Source organism: Alcanivorax sp. DSM 26293 (assembly GCF_900107995.1).
GTDB lineage: Bacteria > Pseudomonadota > Gammaproteobacteria > Pseudomonadales > Alcanivoracaceae > Alcanivorax.
On the sequence record NZ_FNUM01000003.1, the window covers coordinates 163,346 to 174,772 of the forward strand.

General features: G+C 59.6%; 12 protein-coding genes. 3 read left to right on the top strand and 9 right to left on the bottom strand.

Annotated features, from left to right (window positions below):
* Positions 1–123 precede the first annotated feature (123 nt).
* Positions 124–651 carry a hypothetical protein gene (locus C4S63_RS07100; RefSeq protein WP_103917148.1) on the top strand — a complete coding sequence of 176 codons (528 nt, stop codon included), beginning with the start codon at positions 124–126 and terminating at the stop codon, positions 649–651.
* 71 nt (positions 652–722) lie between these two features.
* On the opposite strand, the gene C4S63_RS07105 is transcribed toward C4S63_RS07100, so the two are convergent.
* The 3 genes from C4S63_RS07105 to C4S63_RS07115 form a co-directional block, all read right to left on the bottom strand.
* Positions 723–1,325: a glutathione S-transferase family protein gene (locus C4S63_RS07105; protein WP_103917149.1), complete on the bottom strand. Its 603-nt coding sequence runs from the start codon at positions 1,323–1,325 to the stop codon at positions 723–725.
* Positions 1,326–1,516: 191 nt separating this feature from the next.
* Positions 1,517–2,497, bottom strand: a complete 981-nt coding sequence (locus C4S63_RS07110) for a nitronate monooxygenase family protein (protein WP_063509752.1) — start codon at positions 2,495–2,497, stop codon at positions 1,517–1,519.
* 214 nt (positions 2,498–2,711) lie between these two features.
* Entirely contained in the window at positions 2,712–3,734 is a 1,023-nt protein-coding gene (locus C4S63_RS07115; RefSeq protein ID WP_062815300.1) for an AraC family transcriptional regulator, read from the bottom strand.
* A 122-nt stretch (positions 3,735–3,856) separates the two neighbouring features.
* On the opposite strand from C4S63_RS07115, the gene C4S63_RS07120 reads away from it, so the two are divergent.
* Entirely contained in the window at positions 3,857–4,777 is a 921-nt protein-coding gene (locus C4S63_RS07120) for a sterol desaturase family protein (protein WP_103917150.1), read from the top strand.
* Between the two features lie 148 nt (positions 4,778–4,925).
* On the opposite strand, the gene C4S63_RS07125 is transcribed toward C4S63_RS07120, so the two are convergent.
* The 5 genes from C4S63_RS07125 to C4S63_RS07145 form a co-directional block, all read right to left on the bottom strand.
* Positions 4,926–6,194 (bottom strand): MATE family efflux transporter, encoded by a 1,269-nt coding sequence (locus C4S63_RS07125; protein WP_103917309.1) that lies wholly within the window; start codon positions 6,192–6,194, stop codon positions 4,926–4,928.
* A gap of 210 nt (positions 6,195–6,404) precedes the next feature.
* Positions 6,405–7,487 (bottom strand): hypothetical protein, encoded by a 1,083-nt coding sequence (locus tag C4S63_RS07130; protein WP_103917151.1) that lies wholly within the window; start codon positions 7,485–7,487, stop codon positions 6,405–6,407.
* Between the two features lie 91 nt (positions 7,488–7,578).
* Positions 7,579–8,481 (bottom strand): alpha/beta fold hydrolase, encoded by a 903-nt coding sequence (locus C4S63_RS07135; protein WP_200819514.1) that lies wholly within the window; start codon positions 8,479–8,481, stop codon positions 7,579–7,581.
* 283 nt (positions 8,482–8,764) lie between these two features.
* Entirely contained in the window at positions 8,765–9,049 is a 285-nt protein-coding gene (locus C4S63_RS07140; protein ID WP_062815295.1) for a pyrimidine/purine nucleoside phosphorylase, read from the bottom strand.
* Positions 9,050–9,111: 62 nt separating this feature from the next.
* Entirely contained in the window at positions 9,112–9,567 is a 456-nt protein-coding gene (locus tag C4S63_RS07145) for an OsmC family protein (protein ID WP_231874139.1), read from the bottom strand.
* A 46-nt stretch (positions 9,568–9,613) separates the two neighbouring features.
* On the opposite strand from C4S63_RS07145, the gene C4S63_RS07150 reads away from it, so the two are divergent.
* Entirely contained in the window at positions 9,614–10,561 is a 948-nt protein-coding gene (locus C4S63_RS07150; RefSeq protein ID WP_103917152.1) for a pirin family protein, read from the top strand.
* Positions 10,562–10,652: 91 nt separating this feature from the next.
* Here the strand turns inward: C4S63_RS07150 and C4S63_RS07155 are convergent, their stop codons facing one another.
* The gene (locus tag C4S63_RS07155) at positions 10,653–11,366 is read right to left on the bottom strand and encodes a DUF4397 domain-containing protein (RefSeq protein WP_062815292.1); all 714 of its coding nucleotides are present in this window, start codon (positions 11,364–11,366) and stop codon (positions 10,653–10,655) included.
* Between the last annotated feature and the right edge of the window lie 61 nt (positions 11,367–11,427).

Consider the following 11,427-nt stretch of genomic DNA (forward strand, 5'->3'; position numbering starts at 1 on the left):
ACTTTGAGTGACAACTTATCCAGAATATTTGTTATCAGATGCACAAGACTTCATGAATTTTCATCCATATAGTGGCTCCGGCAGGCTTCAATAAAAGCACTTCAGAAAAACAAGGAGCCCACCATGCTGGAAGAGTTACGGCAAGTTCTGCAACCCTGGTATCTACAAATAAAATTCATTCATTTACTCGCAGTGATGATATGGAGTTTCAGCACTGCCGTCGCCTACACCTGGTTTATCCGAAGCGCCTGGATAAGCTGGAAAAAACACCCGGATGTGGCGGCACTGAAAAAACGCCGGGACTGGCTCATGGAGCAGTTCGACAAAGGCGCTTCACTGGAGCATATCGCCTTCCCGGTTCTTTTACTCAGCGGCGGGCTCTTGTTTTGGACCACGGGATGGACACTGGAATCTCACTGGCTGGCAGTGAAGCTGCTACTGGTGACGGGAGTGTTTGTGCCGATGGAAATTGTTGATTACTGGCTTTCACATTTTGGCGGAAGCAAGCGCCAATGGCGGGAAAAAGGCGACCATGCGCGCTATGAAAAACTGATGCAATGGCACTGGGTGTTCTTTCGCATCAGCACACCTCTGGTAGCGATTTTTATTCCCCTTATTATTTATCTTGCTGTGGTGAAACCGGCGCTCTAGCAGCTGCACAGGGGGCCATTCTGAACCACCGATTGCGCTCTCTGGACAACGCCCCCTTGCATGCGCCTGCATCACCCCTTCATTGGCACATAGCCCGGCTGCTCTGCTACCCGATTCAGCCAGTTGCCAATCGCCGGGTAGGCTTTCAGGGAAAACCCGCCCTGCTCCGCCACATGGGTATAGGCGTACAGAGCGATATCGGCAATGCTGTAACTCTCCCCGACAAAGAAATCATGATCAGCAAGGTGGGCATCCATCACCCTCAGCGCTTCATGGCCTTTTTGCTGTTTTTCCGCCAGCGCCTCGGCGTACTTTTCCCTTTCTCCCAGAACATGAATCCAGTAGCGGGATGTCGCGATATTGGGCTCGTGGTTATACTGCTCGAAGAACATCCATTGCAGAACCTGAGCCTGCTGAAACGCATCTTTTGGCATGAATTGGCTCTCTCTGGCCAGATACCAGAGTGCCGCATTGGATTCCGGGAGAACCTGCCCCTCTGGGGTGACCAGTACCGGAATCCGCCCATTGGGATTGATGGCAAGAAAGTCCGCGGTGCGGGTTTCACCACGGGTAATGTCTTTCTCGATACGGCGAAAGGCGATCCCCAGCTGGGCCATGGCCAGCCGTAGCTTGTAGCAATTGCCGGACGAAGAAAATTCATAAAGCGTCAACATCACTGCTCCTTGTAATCATCAGTGAAAATTAACGCTATATTCGTTCAAACTCTTCGGCGCTGGCTACCCCAGGCCAGAGCCAGGGAACAAAAAAGTATTGCGCCATGCATCCTTTCATCTTTGTCCAGGCAAAAAAAGCCAGGGCATTACCCCTGGCATGGCTCGGGAGAGCGAGACTAAATCGGAAGGAATCAATCGTTGAGAAAACCGGCGAGACGCTGGTTGATGGTGCCCACACACTCACTGATGATGTCATCGATGATTTCGGCACAGCTGGGGTAACTGTCGATCAGGCCCTGAACCATGCCCGAGGTCCAGATGCCTCCGTCGATTTCTCCGGAGGTCAGCGCCGCCTTGCCCTTTACACCAGCAACCAGATCCTGGATGTAATCGAACTTCATGTCCGGGCCCTTTTCCCGTTCGATATCGTTGACCCGGGTGGCTACCGCATTCTTGAAAACACGGGCGGTATTTTTCAGCGGCCGGAAGATCAGGGCCGTATCCAGCTCGGACGCCTCGGCAATGGCACGCTTCATATTGTCGTGCACCGGCGACTCTTTCGAGGCCAGGAAACGGGTCCCCATGTTGATACCGTCCGCACCCAGAGCCAGACAAGCGGCCATTTGCGCGCCGGTACCAATACCGCCGGATGCCAGCATGGGAATCTTGATCACTTTTGCCGCCGCCGGCAGCAATACCAGATTGGGGATATCATCTTCACCCGGATGACCGGCACATTCGAAGCCATCCACTGAGACCGCCGCCACACCCACTTTTTCTGCCTTCAGCGCATGACGGACGGAGGTGCACTTGTGCACCACTTTTACGCCGGCACCTTCGAAAAGAGGCATGAAGGGTTCCGGGTTGCGACCGGCGGTTTCCACCACGGTGATATTGTTTTCACAGATCACCCGGGCGTATTCCTCATAGGGCACCGGTTTGATGGTGGGCAGGATGGTCAGGTTCACACCGAAGGGCTTGTCGGTCATCTCCTTGCAGCGCTTGATTTCCTTGTCCAGGTCTTCCGGCGTGGGCTGGGTCAGGGCAGTGATGATGCCCAGGCCACCGGCGTTGGATACCGCCGCCGCCAGTTCCGCATAGCCCACATTCTGCATGCCGCCTTGCACAATCGGATACTGGATGCCCAGCAATTCGGTAATACGTGTTTTCATGAATGGGATCCTTTTACTCAATTCAGACCCGCCCGCAGAACTCGGTGCGAGGTGTCAGGATGGCGCCAACGTACTGAAGGCCACTATTTTGCAGCAATGACAGGAATGTTCACCCCCCGGAAATTTTGGATAGCACTGATCCGGGATCCGCTAGCAAGCCGCTGTTGTACAACGCTTTTTTGAGGCGCCCGGAAACCCTTTTTCCGCCCAGCGGCTAGACAGGAACGTCACTTTTGTATGCGCTGCCCAGGGCTTTCCTGGCCTTGCCCGGCGAGGTACCGGTCCAGCGCCGATAGGCCCGACTGAAGGCGCTGTGCTCGGAAAACCCCAGCAACAGCGCGATATCACCCAGGGTCAGCGAAGGGTCCGCCAGATAATGTCGAGCCAGTTGTTCACGGGTGCGGTCCAGCAACTCCCGCCAGGTGAGCCGTCGCTCCGCAAGCCGTCGCTGCAAGGTGCGCACGGACATATGCAGCTCCGCCGCCAGGCGCGGCAGGGTCACCGTCGCCTCGGGCATCAACCTGACCATGGCCTGCTGCAGGGCCCGATCGAAACTGTCGGAATCCGGCAGCGCCAGCAACATGGCCCGGGCCTGGCGATCCAGCAGATTGCGCATGCTGGGGTCGCTGTGTGGCAGGGCCATGGCCAGAAAGTGAATCGGGAAACTGACGCAGGTGTGAGACTGGGCAAACCATACCGGGCAACCGAAGAATGCCTCGTAGGCCTGGCGGGTCTCGGCCGGCGGTGCCGGGAACACGAAGGACACGGACGTCGGTGACGGCGGATCATCCACCAGCCGCCGCAGAAAGGTGATCAGCGCAGCGATGGCCACGGTGTCCGCCAGCTCCCCCACGGAATCGTCCCCGGACCAGCGCACCTGCATCTGATCCCCCTGGCCCAGCACTTCCACCATATCCTGGCCATAGAACAGGGTTTCGTAGCGCTGGTAGGCCAGCATGGCTTCGCCCAGGGTGCGGCAGGTGAGAATCAGATAGCCGAGCATACCCACGTGGCGGGGCTGCACCATGGCGCCGATGGACAGGCCCGGCGCGACACGCTCAGGCCGCAGGGCCACTGCCTGCTGCAGCAGATCACGCCAGAGCGTCAAAGGCACCAGGTCCGCCGGGCTGCGGCTGTCGAGCACGGTTCGCAGGGCCGGTGCCGGCAGATTTTCCCGGTCCAGCCAGTCCGTGAGCAGCTGCACCCAGGCGCCGGTCACGCGCATGGCTGTGGCCATGATCCTCTCCCGCCGTTTATCCGATGGCATAGATTGTCAAAAATACGGCATGGAACGTCAATACAAACCGGACGACCCATCGCACAATGGATCCATCATCAATCACACCGGGAGCGTTGCCCATGGCTCTGATGGACTGGTTCAACAGCGTTTGGCAGAACAGCGGCCTGGCCCCGCTCTGGGACACCGTGGCGCCCTGGCTGGCCCTGGACGAACGGCAACTGATCTTCATGGTGGCCACGCCGTTCTTTATTGGTGTGTTCCTGTGGGAGTTCCTGAAAATCCGCCACGATGCCACGCTGGTGGATAGCCGTGAATCCATTCGCAATTTCATGCTGGGGGCGGGCTATCAGACCACTGAGTTGTTGTTCGCCGGCCTGATCGCCTTCCCGGTATACGCCTTTGCCTATCACCACCGGTTGCTGGATATCGAACTGACCTGGCTGACCGGCGCCTTGCTGTGGGTGCTCACCGATTTCTGCTTCTACTGGATGCACCGCACCTCACACCGGGTGCGCTGGTTCTGGGCCGCCCATGTGACCCATCACTCCTCCGAGCGGATGAACTTCTCCACGGCCATGCGCCAGAACGCCACCAATATCTTCAATGGTGGCTGGTTGTTCTACGTGCCGCTGGCCTTTGTCGGCTTCAACCCGGTGTGGATCGGGGTCTGCTATGCGCTGTCACTGGTCTACCAGTTCTTTATCCACACCACCCTGGTGAAGCGACTGCATCCGGCCATCGAATATGTGTTCAACACGCCCAGCCACCACCGGGTCCATCATGGTCGAAACCCGGACTATATCGACACCAATTACGGCGGCGTCTTCATCGTCTTCGATCGTCTGTTCGGCACCTTTACCCCGGAACGGGACGAGGAACCGGTGGAATACGGCATCACCCGCCCGGTGTACAGCAACAACCTGCTGGTGAACTGGTGCCATGAATACGTGGATATGTTCCGCGACATCAAACAACGCGGCCCCATCGGCCAACGGCTGAAACATCTCTGGAAGCCACCGGAGTGGGAAAGAGATAAATAGTTGACAGTTGATAGTGGACAGTTGACAGCTACGCGGGCGGTTTACTCTTTATCCTGAAACCTAAGAGGCCGCACCCGGAGTTTGGGCGCGGCCTCTTAGGTTTGAAAATTGGCAGTGGCTGTTTCGTGCCGCTGTCAACTGTCCACTATCAACTGTCAACTGAACCAAGCGCCTGCTGATAAAACATCCACGCCATCACCCCCGCCAGCAGATTGCCAAACGCCGCCCCCAGGGCCAGGCCGCCGAAATCCCCCAGCTGATAACCCAGCCAGAGCAACGGCAGGTAGCACAGGAACAGGCGCAGGAAGGAAATCAGCATGGCGCGCATGGGCCAGCCCAGGGCATTACTGGCGGAGACCACCAGCATGCAGACACCGAGCAGCCCATAGCTCGGTGGCAACCAGCGGATCAGCAGGGTCAGGTAGGCCTGCACCGGGGCGGTATCCACCAGGAGCCCAGCCAGCGGTGCCGCCAGCAAGGCCATCAACAACCCCAGCACCAGCTGCCAGCCGATCACCATCGCCGCCGCCACCCGCATCAGACGGCGTACGGTGTCCCAGTCATTACCGCCATAGCAACGGCCCAGCCAGGGCGGCAGCGCCATGGTCATGCCCAGCACCAGCACGATGGAAAAACTTTCCAGCCGGCTTGCCATACCCCAGGCAGCCACGGCCTGATCACCGGCCCGGGCCACCAGGGCGGTGGCCAGCATGGCCGCCAGCGGCGGCATCAGCTGGCTGATCATGGCGGGCCCGGCAATCTGCGCAAAGGGCCAGGCAGAGACTCGCATCTGTACCAGCATGCCATGACGCTGCACCCAGCCCTTACCGCGCAGGGCCAGCACCAGAATGCCCAGGCCAATGGCAAAGGCCAGCAGCGAGGCCAGCGCCGCACCGGGAAGGCCGAAGCCGTCCCAGTCCCCCACCCCGAAGATCAGTATTGGGTCCAGCATCAGGTTGAGCAGGCTGGTGAGCACCATCATCAGCCCCGGAAAGCGTGTGTTGCCATGGGCCCGGAACAGGCTGTAGCCGAAGTACAACACCCCGCCCACCCACATGGCCAGCACCTGAATCGCCCAGTAGGGGCGGATCAGTTCGCGAATGGCGTCACTGGCACCGATCAGGGAAAACGCCGGGGCTTGCAGCAGCCAGAGCAGCAGCAACAGCCCCCCCAGCAACAGGCCACCACCGGTCAGCACCAGGGCGCCAAGCCGGTTGGCCTGATCCTGCTGCCCGGCACCGATGGCCCGGGAAATCAGTGCAGCAATGGCAATGCCGATCCCCACCTGGACCCCGATCACCAGAAACGCTAGCGGAAAGGTGAACGACTGGGCCGCCAGCGGCGCCGTGCCCAGCCGTGCCACAAAGATACTGTCGACCAAGTAGAACCCCAGTAACGACATCACCCCCAGCGCCATGGGCCAGGTTTGCTGCCAGAGCTGGCGGACGAGGGACAGGGTTGTGGGGCTGGATTCAGTCACGGGCAATCCGGGTCCGGGTCATGGAGAGAAACGAGGCGAGGGTAACATGTCTTCTCGTAGGAGCGTCGCTGGCGGCGCGATAATCACCGTATCGAGCAACGCGTAGGCTGGGTTATCGCGCCGCCAGCGACGCTCCTACGGAAAGACTTACAGCGGCTGGATACGATCCATCAGCTTGCCGCTTTCCACCAGCTCCAGGAATTCATCACCCAGCCGCTGACTCTCCCCTACCGCCTTGCGCCAATAGGCCTCGCGGCCGGCGTCATCCCCCAGGTAATGCTTGAAGTCGGTGCGATCAGGCAACTTGCCATGGGGCAGGCTGGCCAGGTACTCCCGGGAGGGTGACACCAGCAACAACCGACGCAGCCGCTTGGGATCGCCGTTGCGCCAGCGCAACGGCTTGTCGAACCAGCCGGGGATCACCCGGTCCGTGAAGTGCGGATACAGCACAATACCCCTGCTCTGGTAAGGCAAATCCAGGTGATAATCGAGCATACCGCCATCCCGGTAGACGCCATCCGGCGCCCCAGGCAGGCCAGTGACCCCATCGAGAACCATGGGAATAGCGGCACTGGCCAGCAGCGCCGCACGCAGGTTCTCCGCCCCCAGGGAAATATGGTGGGTGGTGAAATCATTGAGCGGGCCCACCGGCAGCGGGCTGCCGTCCGGGTAAACCAGGCCTCGCTCCATGAACAGGCCAGTGGCCTGACGACTGAAAAAGTTGGTACCGATCAGCCCGGCCAGGCCCAGACCCAGGCCCAGACCGCCGCTCCGAGCCATCAGGCCGCGGCTGCGAATTACGACAATCACCAGCCGGTAGTTCTGGTTATGCAGGATATGCTGGTCGCGATCCTGCAGCAGGTCGGAGAGCATGGCCGCACAGCGGTGGCTGACTTCTCTGGAGGTAATGCCTTTGGGAAAACGCTGGCAGGTGTAGAGCTCCGCCAGCCTTGCCAGCCCCTTGGCCGGGTCCTGCCCCATGGCAATGGCGGCAAAACGCCAGCTTCCAATGGAGGCACCGATCAGGGTCCGACGGCGAGGAGCCCGGGGCAGGAAGTCACCAAAAACGGCCTGGTCCAGCCCGTTGATTCCCAGGGCCTTGGGACCACCGGCCGCACCGGGAACAATGTCCACATCCCCGGCACGCAGACCATATTCGCGCAAATGGGCAATAGCGTCGGTGCCCGCGCGCAACGTCAAGGCCGGGGCATTGTTGTGAATGGCGACCACCTGTTCTCTCCGCAACCTGCTCAGGAAGGTTATGCATCCTACCCGCTATTGGCAGATTTCCGAAATTGCATTCCGCGGCTGCTTCCGCCGTTCAATGCTGGGCGGTCAAGAACTCCCCCAGCGCGCGGGTGAACGCCCACGGCTGACTCATCAGCGGCACATGGCCGGAGCGGGATAACACCACATGGCGAGCCCCGATCAGTTCGGCAAACGCAGCCTGCCCTTCCGCAGGATAGAGGGGGGAGTGGGCGCCGGTGATGACCGTGGCCGGCACCGGGAAATCCGCCGCAGTGGGCCGATAATCATGGGTTGCGGACAGGTAGGCCTGCAGGTAGGCACGAATATCCGCCAGCTCCGCCACCGGCAGCAGGCGAGCCCATAATCCGGACCAGCGGGCAGTGGCCCGAAAGGCAGAATGCAGCCCGGGGCGCCCAGCCACTTGCGCGAGAATATGGGTCAACTGGCGAAGTACCGCTTCGCGCAGACCGGGAGCCAGGTTGGCGACCCGCCCCTGATCCGGCGCTGCCTCCAGCAATGCCAGCAACTCCCGCAGCTGGGAGAAGAAGTGCTCCTGGCGCTCACCGAACAGGCCGTGGGCCCAGTCCGGCTGGTTGGCAATGCAGGGCGTCTGATCAATATGGAGATACCGTGCCACCGGGGAGAAATCCCCGTGGGCTTGCCAGTGGAGGCTGGTGGTGGCACCCAGGGAATAGCCCACCAAATGGAAGTCCTGCAACCCGAAATGGGCCACCAGGTCTTCCATGTCCTGCATGTGGTTATGGAACACATCCGGCTGATTGAATCGGGCGGCGGCGGACTGTCCCGCCCCGCGCAGATCCGGCATGAAGAACTGGTAACGACGCAGGTATGGCAACACAAAAGGCAACCAGTCGCGTCCCTGCATACCAAGCCCGTGCAACATCAGCACCGGCTGGCCACGCCCCAGAATTCTCACATGCAGAGACTGGCCGTCCCTGGCAGGAAATAACGGCATTCCTATCCCCCGTTTGGGAGCCTCTGAATAACTCCTTGCGTGCTCAGCGTGGCCTGAAGCGTGCAGCTGTTGTGTCTTGTCTCGACGGACAGGGTGGCTCCCTTTCCTAGAGACAAGGCGCAGCAGATGTGCGCTTCAGGCCTCGCCCTCCGGGTCTTTCAGGCTGGCCCACACTCGTTGTTGCAATTTTTTGATGGATCGACATACACCTTCAAAATTGCGCCTAGATTGTGAACCAGCCTGAAAGACTGAGTACGCAAGGAGTTATTCAGAGGCTCCCCTGTTATTCGCCGTACAGACACAGATAGGCGGTATCCATAGCCACCTTTACCTGAAAACGACTGTCTGCCACGACCTCAAAGGTGTCACCGGCAGCAAACGTCTGCCAATCGGCAGCGCCGGGCAACTTCACGGTCAGTGCGCCGCTTACCACGGTCATGGTCTCGTGCTCGCTGGTGCCGAACTCGTAATCGCCCGGCGCCATAACGCCGACGGTGGCCGGTTTGGTTTCGGCTTGAAAGGCAATGGATGCCACCTTGGCATCGAAGTATTCGTTGACCTTGAACATGCAAGGGCCTCCGTTGAGTCAATGGAGGCGCGAGTATGCCAAAAGCGCCGGCGCTGTGCCGCTTATTTCCAATCCGTGGCAATCGGAGTGCCCTGCCGCACGGTATTGGTGACCGGGGTCTTGGCGGCAATCTCCAACAGACGCTGCCGCTGTTCGTCGCTCAACTGACCGCTACAGGTCAGGGTACGATCGATATATTCCTTGCCCGCGTCGTCCCGGTAAAAATGCAGACCCACCTGAATCTCACCCAGGTCCCACCCTTTGCGCTCGGCATACATTCGCAGGGTAATGGACGTGCACGCTCCCAGTCCGGACAGCAACAATTCGTAGGGATTCGGGCCGCTGTCACTGCCACCCAGCTTTTCGCCTTCATCGGCAGCGAGCCGATGCTGCCGGGCATCAATCTGCTGCACGTACTTCTCCACGCTTTGAACCTGCACCTTGGCCATCATGCTCTCCTTTTCTTGAAGCGTCGCCGCTTGCATACTGAAATACCAAACCGCCTCTGTAGACTGCATGCAGACCTCCAGAAGCCGAATCAATGACTATGCCACGGAGACGGCCATGAGCAATACCAATGCCAGCGGCGAGATGGTGGAATGCCCCAACCTGGCCAGCAAACCCACACTCAAGGCGGTGGCCTCACGCAAAAGCATTCTCGGCAGTGGCCTGCCGATCATTCGTCATCTGCCCAGCCGCGATCAGCGACTGATCGGCCCCTGGTGTTTTCTTGACCATATCGGGCCCACCTCGCTGGCCGCCGACAACGGCGTGGATGTGGGCACCCACCCTCACATCGGCCTGCAGACCGTGACCTGGCTGTTCGAGGGAGCCCTGCTGCACAAGGACAGCCTGGGCTATGAACAGGTGATTCGCCCGGGACAACTCAACCTGATGACTGCCGGGCATGGCATCTGTCACTCCGAGGAAAGCCCCGAGGATTTCAGCGGCCCCATGCATGGTCTGCAATTCTGGATCGCACTGCCCGCCGAACACGAAGACACCGACCCGGCCTTCAGCCATCACACCGACCTGCCGCAATGGCATCAGGAGGGTGCGGACATCACCCTGGTGGTGGGCGAACTGGATGGCCACCATTCCCCCGCCCGGGTGTACTCCCCCCTGGTCGGCGCCGATATCGTGGCGCAGGACACCTGCACCCTGACCCTGCCTGTGCCGGCGGATTTTGAACTGGGGCTATGCATCAGCGAAGGCCGCGCCGAGGTGGACGGTGAAACCCTGCAGGCGGGTGAGCTGTACTACCTGGGTTGTGGCCGTGACAGCCTGACACTCACGCTCAGCGCCAACAGCCGGGTGATGCTGCTGGGGGGCCAGCCTCTGGGGCAACCCGTGCTGTTGTGGTGGAATTTTGTCGGTCGGGACCAGCAGCAGCTGGAGGCAGCGATTGCAGACTGGGAGGCCTGGCCCAACGAACGCTTCCCGGATGTGGCGGCCTATCAGGGCGATCCCCTGAAAGCCCCCAGCCTGGATCCATCAGTACGGCTTAAATGATTCGGATCGGCCCGTAGGAGCCAGGCTCGCATGGCGAACCGCTCAACATGTTCGCCATGCGAGCATGGCTCCTACACCAACACAGCCCGGATCAGGAGCCTTCTACCTGCTGGCAAAACATCGCCATGTCAGGATCAGCAAACCCTTTGTGGGTAATGATGGCGTCGTAGCTCTTACCGGCCTGAACCGCACAGGATACCGTATCCAGCAAGCTGTCATCCGCCGCATCTCTCACTTCAATTTCCAGGCGGCCACTGCCGTTCGGTGTATCTGCGAAATAGCCGGTCGCTTTACCGTAATCCAGATCTGCTGCAATGCCGATTGAGAAACGGGTGCTGGCTTGCTCATACATGGCATGGATAAAACGCACTCCTACCTGGGTGGCAGCCACCTCTGGCGTCTGTTGGCGAAACGCAGCCAATTGCAGAGCACCGCCAACAACATCGCCCATGAATACCAGCGTGTAATTATCCCCCGCTTTCAGGCTGGCGCTGTCTGCGTGGAAGTCGCTGCCATTTCTGCGCACGGAAAATTCGATAGTGTCTTCACCGGCATCCAGTTTCAGATTCTTGCCGTCCTGTTCATCGGTTGAGTAACCCACATCCTCAAACAGGGGATCCGAAGATTTGTTGGTCACCACATCCACACGAATGCTGGAGGCATCCGGATCCGTGAAGTCGGTTAATTGGTTATGGAAATAGAGGCTGGCAGGGGGCCGCAGCAGATCCTCCACCTCATCGTCATCTCCCCCGCAACCGGACAACATCACAACACCGGCCATGGCCAGCAGACCCAGCTTTTTCATTGTTTTCTCCCGAATCGATTACCGGCGTAAGAATTACCACGGCCAGCGGCATTTTTTTGGT